We start from the raw sequence: 26,215 nt of genomic DNA on the forward strand, positions 1-26,215 counted from the left end.
TGTGCTATGATGCGCAGCCTTTTATTGTATGGCCCTTTAGCCACGCCCTTTTGCGGGCAGAAAAAACATGGTGAAAGATGACTAACGGCTACATTTCATTTCCCCAATTCGATCCGGTGATTTTCTCCATCGGACCGGTTTCGCTGCACTGGTACGGCCTGATGTATCTGGTAGGCTTTGTGTTTGCTATGTGGCTGGCGGTGCGCCGCGCCAACAAACCCGGCAGCGGCTGGAAAAAAGAAGAAGTTGAAAACCTGCTGTACGCGGGCTTCCTCGGCGTGTTCCTCGGCGGCCGCATCGGCTACGTGCTGTTCTATAACCTGCCGCTGTTCCTCGACAACCCACTCTATCTGTTCAAAGTGTGGGACGGGGGCATGTCATTCCACGGTGGTCTGATTGGGGGGATCGTGGTGATGCTGATCTTCGCCCGCCGTACCAAACGCACCTTCTTCCAAGTCTCTGATTTCATTGCGCCGCTGATCCCGTTTGGCCTCGGTGCTGGCCGTCTCGGCAACTTCATCAACGGCGAACTGTGGGGCCGCGTGGCGCCTGACTTTAAATTCGCCATGCTGTTCCCGGGTTCGCGCAGCGAAGACCTCGCGCTGGCGGCCAATAACCCGCAATATCAGGAACTGCTGAACACTTACGGCGTGCTGCCGCGCCATCCGTCACAGCTGTACGAGCTGTGCCTGGAAGGCATCGTGCTGTTTATTATTCTCAACCTGTTTATTCGCAAGCCGCGACCGATGGGCAGCGTCTCTGGCCTGTTCCTGATTGGCTACGGCGCATTCCGCATCATCGTGGAATTTTTCCGCCAGCCGGATGCCCAGCTTGGCCTGTTCGAAGGCGGTATCAGTATGGGCCAGATTCTGTCGATCCCGATGATTCTGGCTGGAGTGATTATGATGGTCTGGGCGTATCGTCGTCGCCCGCAGCAACAAACGCGTGAGGTAAAATGAAACAGTATCTGGATCTGATGCAACATGTGCTGAATGAAGGCGCAGAAAAGGCCGACCGTACCGGTACCGGCACGCTCTCCATCTTTGGCCACCAGATGCGTTTCAATTTGCAGGACGGTTTTCCGCTGGTCACGACCAAGAAGGTGCATCTGCGCTCGATCATTCATGAGCTGCTGTGGTTCCTCAAAGGCGACACCAGCATCGGCTACCTGAAAGAGAATAAGGTCACCATCTGGGACGAGTGGGCGGACGAAAACGGCGATCTGGGACCGGTCTACGGCAAGCAGTGGCGCAGCTGGGGCAAGGCTTCCGGCGAAGAGATCGATCAAATCAGCAAGGTGATTGAGCAGCTGAAACGCGATCCGGATTCGCGCCGCATTATCGTTTCGGCATGGAACGTCGGTGAGCTGGATCAGATGGCGCTGGCGCCGTGCCACGCGTTTTTCCAGTTCTACGTGGCGAATGGCAAGCTGTCGTGCCAGCTGTACCAGCGTTCGTGCGATATCTTCCTCGGCCTGCCGTTCAATATCGCCAGCTATGCGCTGCTGGTGCATATGGTGGCACAGCAGTGCGATCTTGAGGTGGGCGATTTCGTCTGGACCGGCGGCGATACGCACCTGTACAGCAACCATCTCGAACAGGCGCGACTGCAGCTGACGCGTGAACCGCGACCGCTGCCGAAGCTGGTGATTAAGCGTAAGCCCGCGTCGATTTTTGATTACCAGTTCGATGATTTTGAGATCGAAGGCTACGATCCGCATCCGGCGATCAAAGCGCCGGTAGCCGTGTAATCTGCCGCTCTTCAGCATCAGGCCCTGCCATCGCGCAGGGCTTTTTTTTGCTTGCCCTCCGTCCGCTTCTGCGGGGATTTTCTGAATCCGACTCGCAAAAAAAGGTAGTTGTCTGCACCGGGCATAACTCTCCTGCGGCGTGCTTTCCATCTTCTCTGTTAGCCGCTGTTGCTTTTCGCCCGGCAGGCGCAGAGTACCGGTTATGAACAGAACCCAAAACGCCGGCTTTACGCTGCCGGAACTGCTGCTGGTTATGGTGATTGCCGGCATCCTCAGCATCGCAGCCTTACAGGGCTGGCAGCAGTATCAGCAACTGCGTGAGAGCGTACTGCAGCTGCAGAGCTTTTTGCTGCGGCTGCGCGCACACGCCAGCTGGCACAACCGCGACCTCAGCCTGTGTGCTGCAACCGGGCGAAAACGGCTGCCTCGGCACCGGGCCGCAGCCCGCAGAAGGGTGTCAGCTGCCGTCGCGCTGGCTGTTTCGGCCGCCTTATAGCGAAGTGCGCATCACCGCGCTGGTCGGCGAGCCGGGCTTTTACGGCAGACGCGATGTTGCCCGGCCCGGCAGTATCGAACTGGAGAGCGCAGCTGGCCGCTGGCGCATCATCCTCTCCGCCCGGGCGCGCATCCGGGTCTGCCCGCCGGGAGAGAAGGGATGCGAATAGCGCAGGGGGGCTTCAGTCTGCTGGAGATGTTGATCGCCATGGCGATTGGCGCGGTGCTGATGGTCAGCGTTGGCCGCTTTCTGCCGCTGCTGCTGGAACAGAACCTGCGCCTGCAGCAGCGGGTCCAGCTGCAACAGGAGCTGCAGCAGATTGCCGGCTCGCTGGCAAAAGTGCTGCGCCGTGCCGGTTACTGTCACGGTCAGTGCAGCGGTGCAGCGCTAACGCTGGTGAGCGGCGGCAGCTGTGTATTGCTGCGCTGGGACGAAAACAGTAACGGACGCTGGGAAGGTGTCGGTCACAGTGAAAGCGATTATTACGGCTATCGTCTGCGCAACGGACAGCTGGAGATGCAGCGCGGCGTGGATGAGTGCAGCAGCAACGGCTGGGAGCGCATCACCGATCCGGCATTCCTCACCCTCAGCACCTTCCGGGTTGAGCGTCAGGGCACGCGGCTACTGTTGCAGCTGGCCGCCACGGCATGTCGCCAGCAGGCAGAGCTGACGATGATAGCTGAGGGGCTGAATCTGTGAAGCAGCGGGGCAATAGCACGCTTGGCATGGTCGTGATGTTATTGCTGATGGGCGGGCTCACGCTGCACGCCGCGCGCACGCAGCTGGCACAGGGCATGGCGCAGGCCGCTCTAACGTGGGGCCGGCAGCAAAACTGGCCGCAGGTCGCGGGCTGGCAGTGTCAGACCGGTCTGGCCGACGCGTGGCAAAGCTGTATGCTGCGGCAGGAGGAGAATTATGGCTTATTATCGGCGCGCGGCACCGGACGCTCGCTCGTGCTCTATCAGTGGGTGTCGCTGCGCAACGGTCAGCTGCAGCCACAGCCGCATGGCTGGATCGACTACTGCCTGCTGGCGAAGGCGGAGCAGTGTCAGTTGCCAGAGGCGACAGCAGGGTTTTAGCCTGGCGGAAACGCTGGTCGCGATGCTGCTGCTGGCGATGACCATCAGCACGCTGCTGCAGTATCATCGCGTACTGGCGCTGGGATTTAGCCAGCAGTGGCAGCAGCGCCAGGCGTGGCAGGTGGCCGGGCAGGCGCTGCTCGGGCGTGATACCGCCGGCTGGCACATTGTGCACCAGCCGCAGAGTTTACCTAGCGGCTGCGTGCTGGATCCGCGTTACCGTCACCGGACTCCATCAGCGCACGGCGTCGCTGGCGCGGCTCAATTGCCGCGAAGGTGATGCCGGCGGGTAGGCAGGCCAGACGATTAAGGGTAGAGTGACCGGGCTGCGCTTTCCCTTCTTTAAGGAGTTTTATGTTCCGGGTTTACCACTCCAATCGGTTAGATTTATTGAAAGACTTAGCGGTAGAGCTGATAAAACTCCAGCCGCTGGCCGATCCGCTCGCGGCTGAGCAGGTGCTGGTACAGAGCCCGGGCATGGCGCAGTGGCTGCAGATGGAGCTGGCTAACCGCTTCAACATTGCCGCCAACATCGATTTTCCGCTGCCCGCCAGCTTTATCTGGAGCATGTTCGTTAAAGTGCTGCCTGATATCCCGGAAGAGAGTGCTTTTACCAAAGCCAGCATGAGCTGGAAGCTGATGCACCGGCTGCCGGTGCTGCTGGAGCAGGAGGCGTTTCAGCCGCTGCGCAGCTATCTGCATGACGACGACGATCAGCGCAAACTCTACCAGCTCAGCGCGCGCGTGGCGGATCTGTTCGACCAGTATCTGGTCTACCGGTCCGACTGGCTGAACCGCTGGGAGCGCGGCGAACAGGTGGACAGGCTGAGCGATGCTCAGCAGTGGCAGGCGGCGCTGTGGCGCGATCTGGTCGAATTCACGCGCAGCCTCGGTCAGCCGATGTGGCACCGTGCCAACCTCTATGCACGGTTTATCCAGGCGCTGGAGCAGGCGTCAACGCCGCCGCCGGGGCTGCCGCAGCGCGTCTTCATCTGCGGTATCTCTGCGCTGCCGCCGGTTTATCTGCAGGCGCTGGAAGCGCTAGGCCGCCACATTGATATTCACCTGCTGTTTACCAATCCCTGTCGTCATTACTGGGGCGACATTCAGGATTACGCCTTCCTCGCGAAGCTGCAGAGCCGCCAGCGGCTGCGCCTGCATTCTCAGGAGACGCAGCCGCTGTTCCGCGACCCGGATGCAGCGCCAGCGCTGTTTAACGAACTGGGCGAGCAGCAGCTGACCAATCCACTGCTGGCCTCGTGGGGCAAGCTGGGCCGCGACAACCTGTTTCTGCTGAGCCAAATGGAGTCAGCCGCCAACGACATCGATGCGTTTGTGGAGATGTCACCGGACAACCTGCTGCACTGCCTGCAGGCCGATCTGCTCAATCTTGACGATCGCGCGGTGATTGGGCTCAGCGCAGGCGAGCTGGCAGACAGCATGGACAAGCGCCGGCTCGATCCGCACGATCGTTCCATCACGCTCCAGGTGTGTCACAGCGCCCAACGTGAAGTGGAAGTGCTGCAGGATCACCTGCTGGCGCTGATGGAAGCCGATCCGGAGCTGAAGCCGCGCGATATCATCGTCATGGTGGCAGACATCGATAGCTACGCGCCTTTTATTCAGGCGGCTTTTGCCAGTGCGCCGCCCGAGCGCTATCTGCCGTTCGCCATCTCTGACCGTCGCGCCAGTCAGGCGCATCCGGCAATCCTCGCGCTGCTCAGCCTGCTGGTATTGCCAGACAGTCGCTTTGCCTCGGAAGAGGTGCTGGCGCTGCTGGAGGTGCCGGCACTGGCACAGCGTTTCTCCGTCGAGGAGAGCGGCCTGCGCCTGCTGCGCCGCTGGGTGATGGAATCCGGCATCCGCTGGGGACTGGATGACGCCAGCGTGGAAGCGCTGGCGCTGCCGGTCACCGGTCAGCACACCTGGCGCTTTGGCCTGCAGCGTATGCTGCTGGGCTACGCGCTGGAAAGCCGCAACGGCGACTGGCAGGGCATTTTGCCGTATGACGAATCCAGCGGCCTGATCGCCGAGCTGGCGGGCAATCTGGCCGAGCTGCTGGCGCGGCTCGACAGCTGGCGCACACGCCTTGCGCAGACGCGCACCCTGGCGGAGTGGCTGCCGCTGTGCCGCGAGCTGATCGACAGCTTCTTTAGCGGCGATGTCGACAGCGAGGCGGCGCTGCTGCTGGTCGAAACGCAGTGGCAGGAGATCATTGAGCAGGGGATGCAGGCCGCATATCAGCAGCCAATTCCGGTCACGCTGCTGCGCGATGAGCTGCGTTCGCGCCTCGATCAGCAGCGCATCAGCCAGCGCTTCCTGGCCGGGCCGATCAACTTCTGTACGCTGATGCCGATGCGCTCCATCCCGTTTAAAGTGGTGTGCCTGCTGGGTATGAACGACGGCGTGTATCCGCGCACCTTGGCGCCGCTCGGTTTTGACCTGATGCAGCAGCAGACGCGGAAAGGCGATCGCAGCCGGCGTGATGATGACCGCTATCTGTTCCTTGAAGCGTTGATCTCGGCGCAGCAGCAGCTGTACATCAGCTACATTGGCCGGGCGATTCAGGACAACACCGAGCGCTATCCCTCGGTGCTGGTGACTGAACTGGTGGATTATCTGGCGCAAAGCTTCTGTCTGCCGGGCGATGAAGTCTGTGAGCCGGACGTCAGTGAGCAGCGGGTGCGGGCACATTTGCAACGCCTGCACAGCCGCATGCCGTTTGCGGCGGAAAATTTCCAGCCGGGAAGCCACGTGCAGAGCTTTGCCGCAGAATTGTTGCCGGCGGCGACCGGCAGCGGCGTGGCGCAGCCCGGGTTTGTCCAGCAGCTGCCGGTTCAGCCGCTGACCACGCTGTCGCTGGAGCAGCTGCTGCGCTTCTGGCGTCATCCGGTGCGGGCGTGGTTTCAGCAGCGCCTCGGCGTGGCTTTCTGGATGGAGGAGAGCGAGCTGCCGGACAGCGAACCGTTTGCACCGGACAGCCTAGAGCGCTATCAGATCAACGCTGAACTGCTCAATACGCTGGTCAACGGTGACGATCCGGCCCAGCTGTATGCGCACCATCGCGCCGCCGGTAATCTGCCTTACGGCGCCTTCGGGGAACTTTTCTGGCAAAGCCAGACCGAAGAGATGCAGGAGGTGGCGGCGGAAGTGAGCGCGCAGCGGCTGCCGGCGGAGAGCTGGGAAGTCAACCTGACGCTGGGCGCAACGCAGTTGACCGGCTGGCTGACTCAGGTGCAAGCTGATGGGCAGCTACGCTGGCGTCCGGGCATGCTCAACATCAACGATGGCCTGCTGCTGTGGCTGGAACATCTGGTGTATTGTGCACTGGGCGGCAACGGCACCAGCCGTATGTATGGTCGCAAACAGAGCCGCTGGCGCTTCGCGGCCGTGGCACCCGCCCAAGCGCAGGAGCAGCTGACTGAATATGTGGCCGCCTGTGAGGCGGGTCTGGCACAGCCGCTGCTGCTGCTGAATAAATCCGGCGGCGCTTGGCTGGACGCCAGCTTTGACAGCAAATCCGGCCAGCTTCAGGAAGATGACACCACGCAGAAAAAGGCGCTCAACAAGCTGTTGCAGGCGTGGCAGGGCGGCTATCAGGTTGAAGGCGAGGGCAGCGATCCCTATCTGCAGCGCCTGTGCCGCAAGCTGGACGAGCCGACGCAGCAGCAGATCATCGCTGCGGCGCGTCAGTGGTATTTGCCGGTGCGCCTCGCGCATCAGGATGATGAATAGCAACGGAAGTGTGGCCTGTACCTTGGCTGCCACCGTCTTATAAGAAAGTGTTTGAGTATCCCGACCGGCGCAACGCCGGCGGATAAGGGTAACGTTAAGGGGTTGAAATGCGGATTTACGCACGCTGGATAGGAGCGCTGCTGCTGAGCATGCTGGCGCTGAATGCCTTTGCCGACGACGGGCGCGGCTGGCAGCCGATTGATGAAACCATCCGCAAGAGCGATCACGATCCGCGCAGTTATCAGGCCATTACCCTGAGCAACGGCATGACGGTGCTGCTGGTGTCGGATGCCGCCGCGCCGAAATCGCTGGCGGCGCTGACGTTACCGATCGGTTCTCTGAACGATCCCGACAGTCAGCTGGGCCTGGCACACTATCTGGAACACATGGTGCTGATGGGGTCAAAAAATTATCCGCAGCCGGATAACCTGGCGGAGTTTCTTAAGAAGCACGGTGGCAGCCACAATGCCAGCACAGCCTCGTACCGCACCGCGTTTTACCTGGAAGTCGAAAACGATGCGCTGCAACCGGCGGTGGATCGTCTGGCGGATGCGATTGCGCAACCCTTGCTCGACCCGACCAACGCGGACCGCGAGCGGCATGCGGTTAACGCTGAGCTGACGATGGCACGCTCGCGCGATGGGCTGCGTATAGCGCAGGTTGGCGCGGAAACCCTCAACCCGGCGCACCCCGGTTCGCGCTATTCGGGCGGTAACCTTGATACCCTGAGTGACAAACCCGACAGCAACCTGCATCAGGCGCTGCTCGATTTCTATCACCGCCACTATTCGGCGAATCTGATGAAAGCGGTGATTTACAGTAATAAACCGCTGCCGGAGATGGCGACGATCGCTGCCCAGACCTTTGGTCGCGTGGCCAATCATCAGGCCAGCGTGCCGGACATTACCGTGCCGGTGGTCACCGATGCGCAGAAAGGCATCATCATTCATTACGTGCCAGCGCAGCCGCGCAAGCAGCTGAAAATTGAGTTTCGCATCGCCAACGACAGTGACCAGTTCCGCAGCAAAACCGACACCTTAATCAGCTATCTGCTGGGCAACCGCAGCAAAAATACCCTGAACGACTGGTTGCAGCAGCAGGGACTGGCGGATGGCGTTAATGCCGGCGCGGATCCCATGACCGAGCGCAACAGCGGCGTGTTTGCCATCTCGGTTTCGCTAACCGACAAAGGCCTGGCTCAGCGCGATCGCGTGGTGGCTGCGGTATTCAGCTACCTTGATATGCTGCGCAAACAAGGCATCGACAAGCGCTATTTCGATGAAGTTGCGCACGTGCTGGCGCTGGATTTCCGTTATCCGTCGATTACCCGCGATATGGATTACATTGAGTGGCTGGTGGATACCATGCTGCGCGTGCCGGTGACGCACACACTGGATGCGCCTTATCTGGCTGACCGCTATGATGCGGCCGCGATCAACGCCCGTCTGGCTGAGATGACGCCGCAGAACGCCCGCATCTGGTACATCAGTCGCGCTGAGCCGCACAACAAACAGGCTTACTTTGTGAATGCGCCTTATCAGGTGGATAAAATCACCGCCGCGCAGTTCAGCGACTGGCAGCAGCAGGCGCAGCAGATTCCACTGTCGCTGCCGACCCTGAATCCCTACATTCCGTCTGATTTCTCCCTCATCCCGTCTGACGGCAAGCATTACGATCATCCGGTGGTGCTGACCAAGGGTGACAGCATGCGCATCTACTGGATGCCGAGCCAGTTCTACGCCAGCGAGCCGAAGGCCGCTATTACGCTCGCGCTGCGTAACAAATCAGCGATCAGCGATGCGCGCCAGCAGGTGTTGTTTGGTCTCAACGACTACCTCTCCAGCCTGGCGCTGGATGAGCTGAATTCGCAGGCTTCGGTGGGCGGCATCAGCTTCTCCACCGGTGAGGACGACGGGCTGGTGTTCAATGCCAGCGGCTTCACCCAGCGCCTGCCGGAGCTGCTGAAAAAGCTGGTTGAAGGCTACGCCAGCTTCCAGCCGGATGCGCAGCAGCTGGAGCAGGCGAAATCCTGGTATCTGGATCGGCTGGAAGCAGCGGAAAAGGGCAAAGCGTTTGAACAGGCGATTCAGCCGATGCAAATGTTGTCCCAGCTGCCCTACACCCAGCGTGAGGCGCGACGCCAGCTGGTGAAACAGATCACGCTGCAGGAGGTGATGGATTACCGCGATGCGCTGATCCAGCACGCCACGCCGGAAATGATGGTGGTCGGCAATCTGTCGGCCGATCGCGTAAAGCAGCTGGGCGAAGAGCTTAAACAGCAGCTGCACAGCGCGGGGCACGGTTACTGGCACAGCGATTATGTGGTGGTGGATAAGCCGATCAAAGCCAACCTGCAGAAAACCGGCAGCACCGACTCGGCGCTGGCGACGCTGTATGTGCCGCTCGGCTACAGCGAGTATCAAAGTATGGCTAACAGCACCATGCTGAGCCAGATTGTGCAGCCGTGGTTCTACAATCAGCTGCGCACCGAGGAGCAGCTGGGCTATGCGGTGTTCGCCTATCAGATGCCGATTGGCCGCCAGTGGGGCATTGGCTTCCTGCTGCAAAGCAACAGTAAACCGCCAGCTTATCTGCTGCAGCGTTTTCAGGCGTTCTATCCGCAGGCGGAACAGCGTCTGCGCAGCATGACAGCGGAAGATTTCGCCCAGTATCAGCAGGCACTGATCAACGATCTGAAACAGCGTCCGCAAACGCTGGATGAAGAAGCCAACCGTTACAGCCGTGATTTCAATCGCCAGAACTTCGCGTTTGATACGCGTGAGAAAGCCATTGCGCAAATTCAGCAGCTGATGCCGGCCAGCCTAGCTGACTTTTTCCATCAGGCCGTGCTGGCGCAGCAGGGAATGGCGATGATCTCGCAGATTGGCGGCAGTCACGATTGCACCCACGATGCTGATTACGCGCCGCTGCCGGGCTTTACCACCTGGGATGAAGTCGCCTGGCTGCAGCAGTCGCTCTCCGTGAAGAGTGATGCGCCATGAGTCAGCGCCCTGAATCGCTCAATCCCCTGACGCTGCCGCTGCAGGGTGAGCGTCTGATTGAGGCCTCCGCCGGCACCGGTAAGACCTTTACCATCGGTCTGCTCTACCTGCGTTTGCTGCTGGGACTTGGCGGACCGAATGCCTATGCGCGCCCGCTGTCGGTGGAAGAGATTCTGGTGGTGACCTTTACCGAAGCCGCCACCGCCGAACTGCGCGGCCGTATCCGGGAAAATATTCATGAGCTGCGGCTGGCCTGTCTGCGCGGCGTCAGCGCAAACCCGATGCTGATGCAGCTGCTGGCCGACATTGCCCAGCCCGCTGAGGCGGCTGCGCTGCTGCTGGCAGCTGAACGTCAGATGGATGAGGCGGCGATCTTCACCATTCACGGCTTCTGCCAGCGCATGCTCAATCTCAATGCGTTTGAGTCCGGTATGCTGTTCGAGCAGCAGCTGATTGAAGATGAACAGCAGCTGTTGCGTCAGGCGACGGCGGATTTCTGGCGGCGCCACTGCTATCCGCTGACGCTGGATATTGCGCGCGTCATCGTTGCGGAATGGAGCGGACCGGAGCAGCTGTTGTCGACGCTGCGTCCGTGGCTGCAGGGCGAGTCGCCCAGCCTGCGCTTGGCGCCGCGCGACAGTGAAACCCTGACATCGCGCCACAGCAGCAACCTGGCGCGTATTGCCGAAATGAAAGCGCAGTGGCGGGCGCTGGGCGAAGAGGTGCTGACGCTGGTCGGGCAGTCTGATGTCGATAAGCGCAGCTACAGCAGCAAAAACCTGCCGCTGTGGGTCAGCAAAGTCAGCGCTTGGGCGCAGAGCGAGACCGCGGATTACCAGATTCCCGCCGAGCTGGCGCGTTTCGGTCAGCAGGTGCTCAATGAAAAAACTAAAAAGGGTGCGCCACCGCAGCACCCGTTGTTTGCCGCCATTGATACGTTCCTGGCGCAGCCGCTGTCGCTGCGCGATTTGGTGATAGCGCGCGCGCTGGTGGAGGTGCGTCACGCGGTGCGTAAAGAGAAACGCCTGCAGGCGCTGCTGGGGTTTGACGATCTGCTGAGCCGGCTGGACGAGGCGCTGCAACAGCCTGGCGGCGAGCAGCTGGCGCAGGCGATTCGCCAGCGCTTTCCGGTGGCGCTGATTGACGAATTCCAGGATACTGACCCGCTGCAGTACCGTATTTTCCGCACGCTCTATTTACAGCAGCTGCAGCATGCGCTGCTGCTGATTGGCGACCCGAAACAGGCCATCTACGCCTTCCGCGGTGCGGACATCTTTACCTATATCCGCGCGCGCAGTGAAGTTCACGCCCACTACACGCTGGATACCAACTGGCGCTCGTCACCGGCGATGGTGGAGAGCGTCAATCAGCTGTTTATGCGCCAGCCCGCACCGTTTCTGTTTGCGGACATCCCGTTTCTGCCGGTCAATGCCGCGCCGCCCAATCAGCGTTTGTCGCTGAGTATCGACGGCGAGGAGCAGGCCGCGCTGCGCTTCTGGCTACAGCCGGGCGCAGGCTGCAGCGTCAGTGAATACCAGCAGCTGATGGCGCAGCAGTGTGCCGCCGATATCAGCCGCTGGCTGCAGGCGGGTCAGCAACAGCGCGCGCTGCTGGGCAAAACGCCCGACCAGCGGCCGGTGCAGGCCTCGGACATCACCGTACTGGTGCGCAGTCGGAACGAAGCCAATCTGATTCGCGCCGCGCTCAATCAGCTCGGCATCCCTTCGGTGTATCTCTCCAACCGCGACAGCGTGTATACCACGCCCGAGGCGCGAGAACTGCTGTGGCTTTTGCAGGCGATCCTCGCGCCCGAGCAGGAGCGTATGCTGCGCACCGCGCTGGCCACGTCGCTGTTTGCCTTTGATGCCGCGCAGCTGGATGCGCTGGATCAGGATGCACGCGGCTGGGATGCGCTGGTGGATACCTTTGCCCGCTGGCAGCAATTGTGGCACCAGCGAGGCGTGCTGCCGATGCTGCGTCAGCTGATGCTGGAGCGCCAGCTGGCAGAAAACCTGCTGGCCTCAGAGAACGGCGAGCGTCGCCTGACCGATCTGCTGCACCTCGGCGAACTGCTGCAGGAGGCGGCGGCCCAGCTCGACAGTCCGCACGCGCTGGTGCGTTATCTGGCGCAGCAAATCGCCCGACCGGACAGCCAGTCGGCCAGCCAGCAGCTGCGGCTGGAGAGCGACCGCCACCTGGTGCAGATTGTCACCATCTATAAATCCAAGGGGTTACAGTATCCGCTGGTGTGGCTGCCGTTTGTCGCCGGTTTCCGCGAGGCGGATATCGCGCTCTATCACGACCGCGAGCATTACAACGCGGTACTGGATTTGCAGAATGATGAGCAAAGTCTGGCGCTGGCGGAGCAGGAGCGGCTGGCAGAGGATTTGCGCCTGCTGTACGTGGCGCTGACGCGTTCGGTGTATCACTGCAGCGTCGGTGTTGCACCGCTGTTTCGCGGCACGCGCAAGAAAGAGGGCGACAGCGATCTCCATAAAAGCGCGCTGGGTTTCCTGCTGCAGCGCGGCGAGCCGGCCACCGCAGAACAGCTGGCGAGTTTACTGCACGACATCAGCGTGACAGGAACCGAAGTGGTGCTGGCGCAGCCGCAGGGCCATGAACGCTGGCAGGCGCTGGACCAGGTTGACGATGAGCTGGATGCGCGCAGCGTCACACGCGCGCTGGCCGATCCGTGGCGTGTTACCAGCTACTCCGGGCTGCAGCAGCACGGCAGCCACCGTCTGCTGGATGTGATGCCGGGCTTCGATGCGGAAGCGGTCGGGGAAGATCGCCAGGCGGAAGTGCTGGAAGCCGTGCTGACGCCGCACCATTTCCCGCACGGCGCGGCGCCCGGGACTTTTCTGCATACGCTGTTTGAATCGCTCGACTTTACCCAGCCGCCGTCAGCGGTGCAGCTGGAACAGCAGTTGCAGCAGAGCGGCTATCCGCTGCACTGGCAGCCGATGCTGAGCAAGTGGATTACCCGCGTGGTGAACACGCCGCTCAACACTGAAGGGATCCGGCTGAGCGACATCACACCGGGCAATCGCCTGATCGAGATGGAGTTCTATCTGCCGATTGACGGACTGCTGACGGCACCGGCGCTGGACGCGTTAATGCGGCAGGATCCGCTGTCGCGTCAGGCGCCGCCGCTCGACTTCCGCCAAGTGCAGGGCATGCTGAAGGGCTTCATCGACCTGGTATTTCGCTGGCAGGGCAAATACTATCTGCTGGATTACAAATCTAACTGGCTGGGCGAGAGCCATCAGGCGTACACACCGCAGGCGATGGCGCAGGCGATGATCGACCACCGTTACGATTTGCAGTATCAGCTGTATACGCTGGCGCTGCATCGCTATTTGCAGCACCGCCTGACGCATTACGATTATGAACAGCATTTTGGCGGCGTATTCTATCTGTTTTTACGCGGCATGGATGGCAGCTCGCCGGATAACGGGGTGTTCCATACCCGACCGACGTCAGATTTCGTTTCACAACTGGATAGCCTGTTTCGCGGGCCGGGAGCAGCAGCATGAGTAGCATGAGTACGCTATTGGCACAGGCGGCAGAACTGCGCCTGCTGCGGGCGCTGGATATTCAGTTTGCCCGGCTGCTGGCCGACGACGATCGGCCCGCGCATCTGCTGGCGGCTGCCTGTCTCAGTGCGGAAGCCGGTGACGGTCACGTCTGCCTGCCGCTGTCGCAGCTCACCCGCGAAGGGCTGTTTAGCGGTCGTCATCCGGAGCTGGCGCACGCCATCTGGCAGGCCGCCGGCGAGCCGCAGGACTGGCCGACGCTGCTGGCGGACTGGCAGGCGCTCAGCGCCAGCGATCGCCCGGCGCCGGTGGTGCTGCGTGATAACCGGCTCTATCTGCACCGGCTCTGGCATCACGAAGGGGAAGTGGCGCGCTTCTTCCAGCCACAAGCGGCGCCGCAGCTGTTTGCGCCCGAACAGGTGCGCCGCGTGCTGGATACCTTTTTCGGCAGCCAGCCTGAGGACTGGCAGAAAATTGCGGCGGCGGTGGCGCTGACGCAAAAAACCGCGGTGATCTCCGGCGGGCCCGGCACCGGCAAAACCACCACGGTGGCGAAGCTGCTGGCGGCGCTGATTCGCCTCAGTGAGGGAACCCTGCGCATTCAGCTGGCCGCCCCTACCGGCAAGGCGGCGGCGCGGCTCACCGAGTCGCTGGGTAAGGCGCTGCGCAGTCTCGACGTTAGCGATGCGGAGCGCCAGCGTTTTCCGGCAGAAGCCACCACGCTGCACCGTTTACTCGGTGCCCAGCCGGAGACGCAGCGCCTGCGCTACCACGCCGGTAACCCGCTGCATCTCGATGTGCTGGTGGTCGATGAAGCCTCAATGGTCGATCTCGGCATGATGGCAAACCTGATCGCCGCGCTGCCCGCTCACGCGCGGGTGATTTTTCTCGGCGATCGCGACCAGCTGGCCTCGGTTGAAGCCGGTGCGGTACTCGGGGATATCTGCCGCTGTGCCGAGGCGGGCTACAGTCCGGTGCGCGCGCTGCAGCTCACCATGCTGACCGGCTGCGAGGTTGCCGGCACCGATGATGCGGTGGCCCCGGCGGTGCGCGATGCCATCTGCCTGCTGCGCAAAAGCTACCGTTTTGCGGCGCACTCCGGCATCGGTCAACTGGCTGCGGCGGTCAACGCCGGCGAAGCGCAGGCAGTCGAGGCGGCCTTTCAGGCGGGCTTTAGCGATATCGTGCGCCAGCCGCTCAACGATGCCGAAGCGTATCAGGCGATGCTGACGCAGATTGCCGAAGGCTATCGGCCGTTTCTCCAGCTGATTAACCAGCGTGCCGCACCGGCCGAGGTGATTGCTGCGTTTGGCCGTTATCAGCTGCTGTGCGCTTTGCGCGAAGGGCCATTTGGCGTGCAGGGGCTCAATCAGCGTATTGAGCACAAGCTGATGCAGCTGCAGCTGATTCGTCGTCCGCCGGGGGGCAGCCGCTGGTATCAGGGGCGTCCGGTGATGGTGACGCGTAACGACAGCGCACTCGGCCTGTTCAATGGTGACATCGGCATTACGCTGTTCGATGAGGAAGGGCTGCTCAAGGTGTTTTTCCCGCTGCCCGATGGCAGCATCAAAGCGGTACAGCCAAGTCGCCTGCCGGCCCATGACACGGCATGGGCGATGACGGTGCACAAATCACAGGGTTCGGAGTTTGACCACACCGCGCTGGTGATGCCGGCTCAGTTCCTGCCGGTACTGACGCGCGAGCTGATTTACACGGCCATTACCCGGGCGCGCAGCCAGCTGACGCTGTTCAGTGATGAGGCGGTATTCCGGCGCGCGGTGCAGTTGCGCACGCAGCGGCGCAGCGGACTGCTGGATCGTTTAGGGGGAGAAGAGGGCAGATGATTGCGCCGCAGCGGGTAATAGCCCTCAGCGGCGCGTAAAGGTGCGCTGGCGCTTAGCGTAAGTCTGCCATCAGCACTTTGGAACGACGCTGATAGTTGTACATCTGCTTTTTGCTTTCAGGCAGCGACTCAATATCCACTGGCGTGAAGCCGCGTTCCTGGAACCAGTGGATACTGCGCGTGGTCAGCACGAACAGCTTCTTCAGCCCCATCTGCCGCGCCTGCAGCGCCACGCGCTCCAGCAGCAGCTCGCCGCGCGAAGAGCTGCGATAGTCGGGGTGCACCGCCACGCAGGCCATCTCGCCGATTTGTTCGTCCGGGAACGGATAGAGCGCCGCGCAGGCGATGGTCATGTTGTCGCGCTGAATAATGGTGAATTTGTCGATCTCCATCTCCAACTGCTCGCGCGAACGGCGCACCAGAATGCCCTGCTGCTCCAGCGGACGAATCAGTTCAAGAATCCCGCCGATGTCGTTGATGTTGGCGCGGCGAATCTGCTCGGCCGACTCCATGACAATCTGCGTACCGATACCGTCACGGGAGAACAGCTCCTGCAGCAGCGCGCCATCCTCCTGGTAGCTGATCAGATGGCCGCGGCGCACGCCGCTGCGGCAGGCTTTGACCGCACCACGCAGGAAACGCACGGTGCCGGAGAGAAAATCACCGTCGCTCTCCATTTCATCAATACGCGTCTGTGCCTCGTTCGGGAACAGCTCGGAAATGATGGTGCCTTCGCGGTCGGTTACGCCCTGTTCAGAGCAGAAACCGATCATCTTCTCGGCTTTCAGCTTAATCGCCAGCTGCGTCGCCACCTCTTCCGAGGTCAGGTTAAAGCTTTCGCCGGTCACTGAGACCGCCACCGGACCCAGCAGCACAATGGCATTGTTATCCAGCTGACGATGGATCGCCTCTTCGTCAATCCGGCGGATGCGGCCGCTGTGGCAGTAATCGACGCCGTCATCCACGCCCAGCGGCTGAGCGATGATAAAGTTACCGCTCACCACATTAATATGCGCGCCCTGCAGCGGCGTATTATTCAGGCTCATCGACAGACGCGCCGTAATATCGAGCTGTAAACGCCCGGCCGCCTGCTTCACCAGCTCCAGCGATTGGGCATCGGTCACGCGCGTGTGTTTGTGATAAATCGGCTCCAGCTGCTGCTGCGCGAGGCTGGCATCGATCTGCGGCCGTGCGCCATAAACCACCACTAGGCGAATGCCGAGACTATGCAACAGGCCGATATCGTTAACGATGCTGGAGAAGTTCTCATGCTCTATGGCCTCGCCACCCAGCATGATGACAAACGTCTTGTTACGGTGGGCATTAATATAGGGAACGGTATGGCGAAAACCCTGAACCAGTTCGGTACTGCGTTCCTTCACGGCAAACACTCTGTGAATGGTTATTCTAAATTTATGTATTTTTATGCTATTTCACCGCTTTTTGCAAGCATCGGACCTGACGTTACTTTACGATTTTTCTGATGCAAGCCGCGCTAACAGACTGCATTATCTGGTTTTTCCGGCAAGACAAGACATTCCTCATTGAATAAAGTTTTCGCCTTCTGCTCGTCAACTGACGATTTTTTAGACATAACACAGTAGCTGGAGCGGCATGTCCGAAGCTTTTACCCGAAGACGACTTTTACAGGGCGCAGGTGCGCTGTGGTTGCTGAGCGTGACGCGCAGCGGTTTTGCGGCCAGTCAGCACATTGTGGCTGTGCGCATCTGGCCATCCTCGACTTACTCGCGCGTGACGCTGGAATCCAACGTAGCGCTGCACTATAAGCAGTTCACGCTGAGCAATCCCGAACGGCTGGTGGTCGATCTCTATCCCAGCCAGTCGTCATAGGAAGAGGATCCGCTGCTGGCGTTACTGAAGGATTACAACCAGGGCGAACTGGAGCGCGATCAACCGGCGCAGGCGCCGCTACCGGGCAAAGCCGGGCGCGATCGACCGATTATTATCATGATCGATCCCGGTCACGGCGGCGAAGATCCCAGTGCGCACGGCAAGTACAAAACGCGCGAGAAAGATATCGTGCTGAAGATTGGACGCTATCTGAAAGCGCTGATCAACAAAGAACGTAATATGAAGGCTTACATGACGCGCAACGAAGATGTGTTTATACCGCTGCGCGTGCGGGTAGCCAAAGCGCGTAAGCAGCGCGCCGATCTGTTTGTCTCGATTCACGCTGACGCTTTTACCAGCCGGGCGGCGCGCGGCTCTTCGGTCTTCGCGCTCTCCACCAGCGGTGCAACCTCGGCCGCCGCGCGCTTTCTCGCCCAGACGCAGAACGAAGCGGATTTCATCGGGGGGTCAGCATGAGCGGCGATCGCTATCTCGACCACACCATGTTCGATATGGTGCAGCGGCAGACCATCAGCGACAGCCTGAAGTTTGGCAAAGAAGTGCTGACGCGCATGGGCCACATTAACCACCTGCATAAACGCACGGTGGATCAGGCCGGCTTTGCGGTGCTGAAAGCGCCGGATATCCCGTCGATTCTGGTGGAAACGGCGTTTATCAGTAACGTTGAAGAGGAGCGGAAGCTGCGTACGCCGCGCTATCAGCATCAGGTGGCGGAAGCCATTCTGCACGGTATTAAGGCGTATTTTGACAAAGGCTGCGTTCTGGCACGACGTTAGGTCAGGGCGGCAGCGATGCCGCTTTTTATCGGGCGCAGAAACAAAAAAACACCCGTCAGAGGGTTGTGATGTTCTTCCGCAGAAGAAGTGGTTGCGGGGGCCGGATTCGAACCGACGACCTTCGGGTTATGAGCCCGACGAGCTACCAGGCTGCTCCACCCCGCGTCCGTGGATGCGCACTATACACCGGGCGTATGATGATGCAACCCCTTTTTTGCGTTAAAGCGCTAAATAGACAAACAGTTGCTGAATTATTTGGCCATTGGGCGATTTATTATACAGATGTGAGCGCGCTAGCCTGCGGCAGATTTCATTCTGTCTGCCCCTTTGCTATCGTCGCCGTGCAAACAACTAGCTTAAAAAGAGAAGGTAATGAAAGGACATTGGGCGAAGTATGCACTTACTGGCGCATTTCTGGCGCTGTTAGCCGGTTGTAGCTCTAAGCCGACCGATCGCGGTCAGCAATATATTGATGGCAAGCTGGAGCAACCGCTCGGGCTGGTAAATGAGCCGAACGCCAAAGGGCGTCCGGTCAATGGCCGTGATTTCGGCCTGCAGGTGCAGCAGATCCAGTCGGCGTCGTCCGGTCTGTATGGCCGCAACCTCGGCACTTACAGTGCGATTCAGAACTGGCTGCTCTCCGGCGCCGATACGCGTCAGCTGCGCCATTTCGGCCTGAACGCCTATCAGATGGAAGGCACCGACAGCTACGGCAACGTACAGTTTACCGGTTACTACACACCGGTGGTGGAAGCGCGTTATACCCGTCAGGGCGAATTCCAGTATCCGATTTATCGCATGCCGCGGCGTCCGCGCGGACAGAAGCTGCCAAGCCGCGCTTCTATCTATAGCGGCGCGCTGGATGAGCGTTATGTGATTGCCTGGAGCAACTCGCTGATCGACAACTTTATGATGGACGTGCAGGGCAGCGGCTATGTCGATTTCGGCGATGGCCGTCCGCTGCGCTTCTTCGGCTACGGCGGCAAGAACGGCTGGGCTTACCACAGTATTGGTAAAGAGCTGATCGACCGCGGTGAAGTGAAGCGCGAAGACATGTCGATGCAGGCGATTCGTCAGTGGGCGCAGGAGCACTCGCCGCAGGAAGTGCGCAACGTACTGGAAACGAACCAGTCGTTCGTGTTCTTCAAGCCGGAAGAGTATGTGCCGGTGCGCGGCGCCAGCGCGGTACCGCTGATTGCCAAAGCCTCGGTGGCGTCCGGTCGTTCGCTGATTCCCGCTGGCACGGCGCTGCTGGCTGAAGTGCCGCAGCTGAATGGGAAGGGCAAATTCAACGGCAAATATGAGATGCGCCTGATGGTCGCGCTGGACGTGGGCGGCGCGATCAAAGGCCAGCACTTCGATATCTACCAGGGCGTCGGCCCGGATGCGGCGCATCTGGCGGGCTTCTACAACCATTATGGCCGCGTCTGGGTGCTGAAAGCCGCACCGGGAACCGGCCAGCCGCTGTTCAGCAATCCGCAAAACGGCAATAATGGTTCATTGATTATCGGCGCGAATTGATAGGGTGCGCATCTGCGCATCGTACTAAAAGGTTAGCTATGAAAGTTGTCAGCGACGCCTGGCGCCAGCGATTTGGCGGCACGGCGCGTCTCTACGGGCAGGAAGCACTGCTGCGTTTTGCCGACGCGCATTTCTGCGTCATCGGCATCGGCGGCGTCGGTTCCTGGGCGGCCGAAGCGCTGGCGCGCACCGGCATCGGTAAAATTACCCTGATCGACATGGACGATGTGTGTATTACCAATACCAACCGTCAGATTCATGCGTTGCAGGGTAATGTCGGTCAGGCGAAAACCGAGGTGATGGCGCAGCGTATTCACGCCATCAATCCGGAGTGTGAGGTGATCTGCATCGATGACTTTATCACGCCGGACAATACCGCTGAGCTGATGGCGGCGGGGTTCGACTATGTGATCGACGCGATTGATAGCGTGCGCCCTAAGGCTGCGCTGATCGCCTGGTGCCGGCGCAATAAGATCCCGCTGATCACCACCGGCGGCGCGGGCGGACAGATCGATCCGACGCAGATTCAGGTCAGTGACTTAGCCAAAACCATTCAGGATCCGCTGGCTGCCAAACTGCGCGAGCGGCTGAAAAGCGATTTTGGCGTGGTGAAAAACAGCAAGGGTAAACTGGGGATTGACTGCGTGTTCTCCACCGAGGCGTTAGTGTATCCGCAGCCGGACGGCAGCGTGTGCGCTTCGCGCAGCACGGCGGAAGGGCCAAAGCGCATGGACTGTGCCGCCGGCTTTGGTGCGGCTACCATGGTCACGGCCACCTTTGGTTTTGTTGCGGTGTCGCACGTGCTGAAAAAATTTCTCGCGCGTGCGGCGCGTCAGGTCTGCCTGATGCGCGCGTGCGGCACGCTGTACCGCCTCAGCCAGCGCCTGTAAACCACTGCTGCGCGAGGCGCTCAGCTGCGCGCGCAGACCTAAGGTATCAAACAGCGCCAGCGGGTCTGTGGCTAACAGCGCCGCGGGCGTTTTTCCTTCCACCGCTGTCAGCAGCACCGCCAGCAATCCGCGTACAATGCGCCCCTCACTGTCGCCGTAAAAATGCAGCGTGCCGTCGGCCCGCTGCTGGCTGCTGAGCCAGACGCGGTTTTCGCAGCCGGACAGCTCAATTTCCGCCGTTTTCAGCGCCTCCGGCAGCGCCGGCAGCTGCCGGCTGAGCTGAATCAGCTGGCGATAGCTATCTTCCCTCTGATGAAAATAGGCAAACTTCTCCGTCAGGCTGGCTTCGGTAATCAGGTCACCAAACGGATGGGGGGCAAGCAGGGCTGATGTCATTACGTTACTCACTTAGTAAATCCACGGCATGGTGCATGGCGCGCACCAGCGCGTCCACGTCCTGCAGATTATTATAGGGGGCAAATGAGACGCGCAGCGTGCCGCTGACGCCAAGCGCCGCCATCAGCGGCTGGGCACAGTGCTGGCCGGCGCGCAGCGCGATGCCCTGTTCCGCCAGCAGGCTGGCGCTGCCGCAGCGGAAACTGCGGAAGCCGGGAATGGTGCTGAGTTGCTCTGCGGCAAGGCTGGCCAGCTGCTGGCTCCAGCGTTCGGCTTTTTCCGCATCGTGCTGCGCCAGCCAGTCCAGCGCCGCACTCAGCCCGACCACGCCCGCCACGTTCGGCGTGCCTGCTTCAAAGCGCCACGGCACCGGCTGCGGCGTGAAGCCGCTGAAATCGACCTGCGTTAGCATTTTGCCGCCGCCCTGCCACGGCGGCATCGCTTCCAGTAGCTCAGCTTTGCCGTACAGCACGCCAGTGCCCATCGGACCATACAGCTTGTGCGCGGAAAAGGCGTAGAAGTCGATATCCAGCGCCTGCACATCCGGCGGGCAGTGCACCACGCCCTGAGCGCCATCAACCATCACTTTCGCCCCGACGCCGTGCGCCAGCGTAATCGCCTGCGCCAGATCCGGACAGCCTCCGGTCACGTTAGACATCTGACCTATCGCCAGCAGCCGGGTGCGCGCGTTGAGCAGCTGCGGCAGCAGGGCGATATCCGGTCGCCGGTCAGCGCCAATCGGCCACTTTATCACTTTCGCACCGCTGGCCTGCGCCACCATCAGCCACGGCACCAGATTGGCGTGGTGCTCGGCTTCGCTCACCACAATCTCGTCGCCCGGCTGCAGACGCGGCGCCAGCCAGCTGTGCGCCACTAGGTTAATGGCTTCCGTGGTGCCACGCGTCCAGACAATTTGCCGATCGTCCGCCGCCTGCAGCCAGTGCGCCACGCGCGCGCCTGTTCATACTGTGCCGTCAGCGCGCGGGCGGCGGCGAACTGGCTGCGGTGGACGGTGCCGCCGCTCAGCGAATAAAACTGCGCGGTCGCGTCAATCACCGCCTGCGGCTTCAGCGCGGTGGCGGCGCTGTCGAGATAGACACCCGCATCGCTCAGCGCGGGAAACTGCTGACGAAACTCGCCAGGAGAGAAATGGGTCATACTCAGCTCACTTACTTGGATGTTAGGATCAGGCTGAAAGCCACGCCGTGGTCTGGCAAAGCTGGAAAAGCGCGTTATGCTAATTATTGCAAGGTTTGAACCGAAACCCGCATAACGAATCGGTCTGTTCCAGTCGATCGCTCTGTTTGCTGCCGTTGGTCAGCGCACGCGGGTGGTTTAATGCAATCAATCTGCAAGGAGATAGAAGATGAATAAACTCGCTGCAGTGCTGGCCGTGTGCACCATGGCCTTTACCCTGGCCGCCTGTTCCAGCAACTACGTCATGCATACAAATGATGGTCGCACCATTGTTGCGGATGGCAAACCAAAAGTTGACGATGAAACCGGTATGATCAGCTATAAAGATGCCAATGGCAACGAGCAGCAGATTAACCGCTCAGATGTGAAAGAGATGGTGGAAATGGGCCAGTAAGCCCGGTAAGCAGGTAAAAAAAAGCACCGCAATTTGCGGTGCTATTTAAAATCACTATGGACAGACAGGGTAAATCTACAGGAATTAAAAGTTTGATCTGCAATCGTCAGATCAAAATGCAAACACAACGTCACGACCATAAGCCAAAAGCTCTCTAAAAGTCTGCGATCTCTCGCACGTTTCCAGAAATCTTTTCGTTCCGGCTCAGAAAGTGCGGCAACTATAGGTATTTGCTGGAGCTTCCTCAACGGACAAATTATAATGTCTCGGATTAAAAAATCTAATACGTAACAACTTTGTATAAGTTGCAGTGTTACGGTGTCAATCCGGGTACGGAAAACCATGTCAAAACGCCTTCCGCCGCTTAATGCTCTTCGCGTCTTCGACGCTGCGGCCCGTCATTTGAGCTTCACCAAAGCCGCTGAGGAGCTGTTTGTGACCCAGGCGGCTGTCAGCCATCAGATTAAATCGCTGGAAGATTTTCTCGGTCTCAAGCTGTTTCGCCGGCGAAATCGTTCGCTGTTACTGACCGAAGAGGGTCAAAGCTACTATCTCGATATCAAAGAAATTTTTTCGGCACTGAACGATGCCACGCGCAAACTGCAGGCGCGCAGTGCCAAAGGGGCACTCACCGTCAGCCTGCTGCCGAGTTTCGCCATTCAGTGGCTGGTTCCGCGCCTCTCTAGCTTTAATCTGGCTTATCCGGGCATTGATGTGCGTATCCAGGCGGTGGACCGTGATGAGGAGAAGCTGGCCGACGATGTCGACGTGGCGATTTTTTACGGCCGCGGCAACTGGCCCGGTTTGCGGGTAGAGAAATTGTATGCCGAATATCTGCTGCCGGTGTGCTCGCCACTGCTGCTGACCGGCGACAATCCGCTCAAATCACCGGCCGATCTGGCGCATTTCACGCTGCTGCATGACGCTTCGCGACGTGACTGGCAATCCTATATTCGTCAGCTGGGCTTGCAGCACATTAATGTTCAGCAGGGGCCGATCTTCAGCCACAGCGCTATGGTGCTGCAGGCGGCGATCCACGGCCAGGGCGTGGCGCTGGCCAATAACGTGATGGCGCAGAGTGAAATTGAGGCCGGACGTCTGGTCTGCCCTTTCAACGATGTCTTAGTGAGTAAAAATGCTTTTTATCTGGTTTGTCATGACAGCCAGGCAGAACTGGGTAAAATAGCCGCCTTTCGGCAGTGGATTCTGGAAAAAGCCGCAACTGAACAAGAAAAATTCCGCTTCCGCTACGATCACTAACGCGTTGCCTGCCGCACAGTGATGTGCGGTTTCACCTTGAGAATAAATAAATGTCCAGTCGTGCCATGTTTATATTTGCCGCCATCAGCGGCTTTCTGCTGGTGGCGTTTGGTGCTTTTGGGGCGCACGTGCTGAGCAAATCCCTTGGCGCGGCCGAGATGGCGCTGGGTATCGTCCTGTTCAGCGGCAGCCTCTATTGTCTGGCGCTGTCGCACCTGAAGTTTTGGGTGTTCGTTACGCCGGTTGGAGGCCTGTGCTTCCTGATTGGCTGGTTTTTGATGTTGATTGGCGCGCTGCGTCTGAAACGAAAGGCAGATCGCCATGAATAAAGTTTTACTCTATTGCCGCCCGGGATTTGAGAAAGAATGCGCGGCAGAAATCAGTGCCAAAGCAGCGGAGCGCGAAATCTACGGTTTTCCGCGCGTTAAAGATGACGCCGGTTACGTGCTGTTTGAGTGCTACCAGCCGGAAGAGGCGGAAAAACTGATCGCCACGCTGCCGTTCGCGGAGCTGATTTTTGCCCGGCAAATGCTGGTGGTGGGCGAGCTGCTGCGCGATCTCCCGCCGGAAGATCGTATTACCCCGATCGTCGGCATGCTGAGCGGCGTGGTGGAGAAGGGCGGCGAGCTGCGCGTTGAAGTGCCCGACACCAATGAAGTCAAAGAGCTGACCAGATTTTGCCGAAAGCTGACGGTACCGCTGCGCGCCAGCCTGCGCGACAGCAAAATCCTGCTGAATTATGAGAGCAATAAACGTCCGGTGGTGCATGTGTTCTTTATCGCGCCGGGCACCTGCTATGTCGGTTATTCGCTGCCGCACAACAATTCGCCGTTTTATATGGGAATTCCGCGCCTGAAGTTCCCGGCCGATGCGCCAAGCCGCTCTACACTGAAGCTGGAAGAAGCATTCCATGTGTTCGTGCCGGCCGATGAGTGGGACGAACGGTTGGGCAGCGGCATGTATGCGGTCGATCTCGGTGCCTGCCCCGGCGGCTGGACCTATCAACTGGTGAAGCGCAGCATGTGGGTCTACGCGGTGGATAACGGCCCGATGGCGCCGAGCCTGATGGATACCGGACAGGTTACGCACTGCAGCGAAGACGGTTTCAAATTCCGCCCGCCGCGCAGCAACATCCGCTGGCTGGTGTGTGACATGGTGGAAAAACCGGTGCGCGTCGCCAGCCTGATGACCTAATGGCTGGTCAACGGCTGGTGCCGTGAGGCGATTTTCAACCTCAAGCTGCCGATGAAAAAGCGCTATGAAGAAGTCACGCAGAACCTGGCGATGATGGACGCGGCGCTGAAGGAGAAGGGCGTAAACGCGCAGATTCAGGCGCGCCAGCTGTATCACGACCGCGAAGAAGTGACCGTGCATGTGCGCCGTATCTGGGCGGCGGACGGCGCGACGAACGCTAGTCCTGCTTCATACTTTGCACTACCGCAGCGTTGGCTGCGCCTGCTCGCCCCGGTCACATACTAATGTATGCTCCCGGTGACTCCCAGGCTTGCCGCCTTGCGCTAGCACAAATTATTTCGCAGAACTTAGTTGCACTAACCCGTAGCGGCGCGATTCATCGCGCAATAAATTGCGCCGCTACCAAAACCGCAACTGGTGTGGGATGGGTTTGAAAGCTGCCTGACCAGCTCAGGCTTGCCGTCCTGCTGTAGGGCCGCCATTTATGGCGACCTCAATGACGCGCCGGCCCCTGAGACCTCAGCGTATTTAAATTCCCCTGCAACACCAAATCCCGCTTCAGCGTTGACACCTGTCGGCACACCTCCGCGATCGCGCGGTGATCGCGTAACTTTTTCTGCCACTTCTCAGGTACCTGATCCAGCTGCTGATACAGGGCCTCGAGCGAACCAAACTGCTGCAGCAATTCCCGCGCGCTTTTCGGCCCGATGCCAAGCACGCCTGGAATTTTGCTACTACTGATACCGCATAAGCCCCAGTAATCCGCCAGCTGGGCCGGCGCGACGCCGAACTCCTGTTCAATAAACGGCACGTCCAGCCAGCGCTTCTGAAAATAATCGCGGATGCGGATGCTCGGCGCCAGCAGCTGGCAGTAACCTTTATCGGTGGAAACGATGGTGGCCTGATGACCGGCGTCGGCCATCTTCACTGCCAGCGTCGCGGCCAGATCGTCCGCTTCATCATGTTCGGCAATCCAGCAGCTGACACCGCTGGCCTCAAAGGCCGCCTGCAGCGAGGCCATCTCCTGCTGTAAATCATCCGGCATCGGCGGGCGACCCGCTTTGTAGTCCGGCAATAACTGATGACGCCAGCCGGGCTGTCGGTCATGGCTGTCAAACACCGCCACCACGTGTGTTGGTCGCGTGTGGCCCAGCAGCTGATGCAGCGCTGCCACGCAGGCCTCACGACAGGGCGAACCCTGCACCGCGTGCAGGCGGCGGATCAGATTGAGCGCGTCGATAATAAGCAGATGAAGCGACATAGTGATACCGGCA

18 protein-coding genes, 1 tRNA gene and 4 pseudogenes are annotated in these 26,215 nt (G+C 60.0%); 18 read left to right on the plus strand and 5 right to left on the minus strand.

What is annotated here, in order from left to right:
• Window positions 1-77 precede the first annotated feature (77 nt).
• The 11 genes from lgt to recD all read left to right on the plus strand — a co-directional run bounded on the left by lgt (window position 78) and on the right by recD (window position 15,442).
• Entirely contained in the window at window positions 78-959 is an 882-nt protein-coding gene (gene lgt, locus AC6I8M_RS15645) for a prolipoprotein diacylglyceryl transferase (RefSeq protein ID WP_010616953.1), read from the plus strand.
• Window positions 956-1,750, plus strand: coding sequence for a thymidylate synthase (thyA, locus tag AC6I8M_RS15650; protein WP_010616954.1), 795 nt, complete (start codon window positions 956-958; stop codon window positions 1,748-1,750). The genes lgt and thyA overlap by 4 nt, the downstream gene beginning before the upstream one ends.
• 202 nt (window positions 1,751-1,952) lie before the next feature.
• Window positions 1,953-2,246 carry a prepilin-type N-terminal cleavage/methylation domain-containing protein gene (locus AC6I8M_RS15655; RefSeq protein WP_022549231.1) on the plus strand — a complete coding sequence of 98 codons (294 nt, stop codon included), beginning with the start codon at window positions 1,953-1,955 and terminating at the stop codon, window positions 2,244-2,246.
• Window positions 2,149-2,415, plus strand: a complete 267-nt coding sequence (locus AC6I8M_RS15660) for a hypothetical protein (RefSeq protein WP_318285155.1) — start codon at window positions 2,149-2,151, stop codon at window positions 2,413-2,415. The genes AC6I8M_RS15655 and AC6I8M_RS15660 overlap by 98 nt, the downstream gene beginning before the upstream one ends.
• On the plus strand, window positions 2,406-2,945 hold the full coding sequence (locus tag AC6I8M_RS15665; RefSeq protein WP_010616955.1) for a prepilin peptidase-dependent protein: 540 nt from the start codon (window positions 2,406-2,408) through the stop codon (window positions 2,943-2,945). Before AC6I8M_RS15660 ends, AC6I8M_RS15665 begins: the two co-directional genes overlap by 10 nt.
• Complete coding sequence (locus AC6I8M_RS15670; RefSeq protein WP_010616956.1) at window positions 2,942-3,325, plus strand: DUF2509 family protein; 384 nt, start codon at window positions 2,942-2,944, stop codon at window positions 3,323-3,325. The genes AC6I8M_RS15665 and AC6I8M_RS15670 overlap by 4 nt, the downstream gene beginning before the upstream one ends.
• A gap of 22 nt (window positions 3,326-3,347) precedes the next feature.
• The gene (locus AC6I8M_RS15675; protein ID WP_022549229.1) at window positions 3,348-3,605 is read left to right on the plus strand and encodes a prepilin-type N-terminal cleavage/methylation domain-containing protein; all 258 of its coding nucleotides are present in this window, start codon (window positions 3,348-3,350) and stop codon (window positions 3,603-3,605) included.
• A gap of 74 nt (window positions 3,606-3,679) precedes the next feature.
• Window positions 3,680-7,060, plus strand: coding sequence for an exodeoxyribonuclease V subunit gamma (gene recC, locus AC6I8M_RS15680; RefSeq protein WP_498013498.1), 3,381 nt, complete (start codon window positions 3,680-3,682; stop codon window positions 7,058-7,060).
• Between the two features lie 107 nt (window positions 7,061-7,167).
• The gene (gene ptrA, locus AC6I8M_RS15685) at window positions 7,168-10,062 is read left to right on the plus strand and encodes a pitrilysin (protein WP_010616348.1); all 2,895 of its coding nucleotides are present in this window, start codon (window positions 7,168-7,170) and stop codon (window positions 10,060-10,062) included.
• Complete coding sequence (gene recB, locus AC6I8M_RS15690; RefSeq protein ID WP_010616349.1) at window positions 10,059-13,598, plus strand: exodeoxyribonuclease V subunit beta; 3,540 nt, start codon at window positions 10,059-10,061, stop codon at window positions 13,596-13,598. Before ptrA ends, recB begins: the two co-directional genes overlap by 4 nt.
• Entirely contained in the window at window positions 13,595-15,442 is a 1,848-nt protein-coding gene (gene recD, locus AC6I8M_RS15695) for an exodeoxyribonuclease V subunit alpha (RefSeq protein WP_058948849.1), read from the plus strand. The genes recB and recD overlap by 4 nt, the downstream gene beginning before the upstream one ends.
• Before the next feature lie 52 nt (window positions 15,443-15,494).
• On the opposite strand, the gene argA is transcribed toward recD, so the two are convergent.
• Window positions 15,495-16,823, minus strand: coding sequence for an amino-acid N-acetyltransferase (gene argA / locus AC6I8M_RS15700; protein ID WP_010616351.1), 1,329 nt, complete (start codon window positions 16,821-16,823; stop codon window positions 15,495-15,497).
• 232 nt (window positions 16,824-17,055) lie between these two features.
• On the opposite strand from argA, the pseudogene AC6I8M_RS15705 reads away from it, so the two are divergent.
• A pseudogene (locus AC6I8M_RS15705) lies at window positions 17,056-18,089 on the plus strand (N-acetylmuramoyl-L-alanine amidase).
• An 88-nt stretch (window positions 18,090-18,177) separates the two neighbouring features.
• Here AC6I8M_RS15705 and AC6I8M_RS15710 read toward each other — a convergent pair.
• Window positions 18,178-18,254, minus strand: a tRNA-Met gene (locus AC6I8M_RS15710).
• Window positions 18,255-18,461: 207 nt separating this feature from the next.
• Here AC6I8M_RS15710 and mltA point away from each other — a divergent pair.
• Together mltA and tcdA are read left to right on the plus strand one after the other, a co-directional pair.
• Window positions 18,462-19,610 carry a murein transglycosylase A gene (gene mltA, locus AC6I8M_RS15715; RefSeq protein ID WP_010616409.1) on the plus strand — a complete coding sequence of 383 codons (1,149 nt, stop codon included), beginning with the start codon at window positions 18,462-18,464 and terminating at the stop codon, window positions 19,608-19,610.
• Window positions 19,611-19,648: 38 nt separating this feature from the next.
• Window positions 19,649-20,500, plus strand: coding sequence for a tRNA cyclic N6-threonylcarbamoyladenosine(37) synthase TcdA (gene tcdA, locus AC6I8M_RS15720; protein WP_010616410.1), 852 nt, complete (start codon window positions 19,649-19,651; stop codon window positions 20,498-20,500).
• Here the strand turns inward: tcdA and csdE are convergent.
• A pseudogene (csdE, locus tag AC6I8M_RS15725) lies at window positions 20,459-20,896 on the minus strand (cysteine desulfurase sulfur acceptor subunit CsdE); the annotation flags it as partial. The gene tcdA and the pseudogene csdE sit on opposite strands and share 42 nt — an antisense overlap.
• 4 nt (window positions 20,897-20,900) lie before the next feature.
• Window positions 20,901-22,054, minus strand: a pseudogene (gene csdA / locus AC6I8M_RS15730) (cysteine desulfurase CsdA).
• A gap of 208 nt (window positions 22,055-22,262) precedes the next feature.
• Between csdA and AC6I8M_RS15735 the strand changes: the two are divergent.
• The 4 genes and pseudogenes from AC6I8M_RS15735 (at window position 22,263) to rlmM (ending at window position 25,226) form a co-directional block, all read left to right on the plus strand.
• Entirely contained in the window at window positions 22,263-22,487 is a 225-nt protein-coding gene (locus AC6I8M_RS15735) for a YgdI/YgdR family lipoprotein (RefSeq protein WP_010616412.1), read from the plus strand.
• Window positions 22,488-22,829: 342 nt separating this feature from the next.
• On the plus strand, window positions 22,830-23,747 hold the full coding sequence (locus AC6I8M_RS15740) for a transcriptional regulator GcvA (RefSeq protein ID WP_010616414.1): 918 nt from the start codon (window positions 22,830-22,832) through the stop codon (window positions 23,745-23,747).
• A 50-nt stretch (window positions 23,748-23,797) separates the two neighbouring features.
• Window positions 23,798-24,076 carry a DUF423 domain-containing protein gene (locus AC6I8M_RS15745; protein WP_010616415.1) on the plus strand — a complete coding sequence of 93 codons (279 nt, stop codon included), beginning with the start codon at window positions 23,798-23,800 and terminating at the stop codon, window positions 24,074-24,076.
• A pseudogene (gene rlmM, locus AC6I8M_RS15750) lies at window positions 24,069-25,226 on the plus strand (23S rRNA (cytidine(2498)-2'-O)-methyltransferase RlmM). Before AC6I8M_RS15745 ends, rlmM begins: the two are co-directional and overlap by 8 nt.
• A 208-nt stretch (window positions 25,227-25,434) precedes the next feature.
• Here rlmM and xni read toward each other — a convergent pair.
• Entirely contained in the window at window positions 25,435-26,202 is a 768-nt protein-coding gene (gene xni, locus AC6I8M_RS15755) for a flap endonuclease Xni (protein WP_010616416.1), read from the minus strand.
• Window positions 26,203-26,215 lie beyond the last annotated feature (13 nt).

Source organism: Type-A symbiont of Plautia stali (genome assembly GCF_059731155.1).

Coding starts and splice junctions, on each gene's coding strand:
- xni (WP_010616416.1), bottom strand. CDS start 26,202: ATGTCGCTTCATCTGCTTATTATCGACGCGCTCAATCTGATCCGCCGC.
- tcdA (WP_010616410.1), top strand. CDS start 19,649: ATGAAAGTTGTCAGCGACGCCTGGCGCCAGCGATTTGGCGGCACGGCG.
- AC6I8M_RS15665 (WP_010616955.1), top strand. CDS start 2,406: ATGCGAATAGCGCAGGGGGGCTTCAGTCTGCTGGAGATGTTGATCGCC.
- AC6I8M_RS15655 (WP_022549231.1), top strand. CDS start 1,953: ATGAACAGAACCCAAAACGCCGGCTTTACGCTGCCGGAACTGCTGCTG.
- thyA (WP_010616954.1), top strand. CDS start 956: ATGAAACAGTATCTGGATCTGATGCAACATGTGCTGAATGAAGGCGCA.
- ptrA (WP_010616348.1), top strand. CDS start 7,168: ATGCGGATTTACGCACGCTGGATAGGAGCGCTGCTGCTGAGCATGCTG.
- recD (WP_058948849.1), top strand. CDS start 13,595: ATGAGTAGCATGAGTACGCTATTGGCACAGGCGGCAGAACTGCGCCTG.
- AC6I8M_RS15675 (WP_022549229.1), top strand. CDS start 3,348: ATGCTGCTGCTGGCGATGACCATCAGCACGCTGCTGCAGTATCATCGC.
- AC6I8M_RS15735 (WP_010616412.1), top strand. CDS start 22,263: ATGAATAAACTCGCTGCAGTGCTGGCCGTGTGCACCATGGCCTTTACC.
- lgt (WP_010616953.1), top strand. CDS start 78: ATGACTAACGGCTACATTTCATTTCCCCAATTCGATCCGGTGATTTTC.
- AC6I8M_RS15740 (WP_010616414.1), top strand. CDS start 22,830: ATGTCAAAACGCCTTCCGCCGCTTAATGCTCTTCGCGTCTTCGACGCT.
- mltA (WP_010616409.1), top strand. CDS start 18,462: ATGAAAGGACATTGGGCGAAGTATGCACTTACTGGCGCATTTCTGGCG.
- recC (WP_498013498.1), top strand. CDS start 3,680: ATGTTCCGGGTTTACCACTCCAATCGGTTAGATTTATTGAAAGACTTA.
- recB (WP_010616349.1), top strand. CDS start 10,059: ATGAGTCAGCGCCCTGAATCGCTCAATCCCCTGACGCTGCCGCTGCAG.
- AC6I8M_RS15745 (WP_010616415.1), top strand. CDS start 23,798: ATGTCCAGTCGTGCCATGTTTATATTTGCCGCCATCAGCGGCTTTCTG.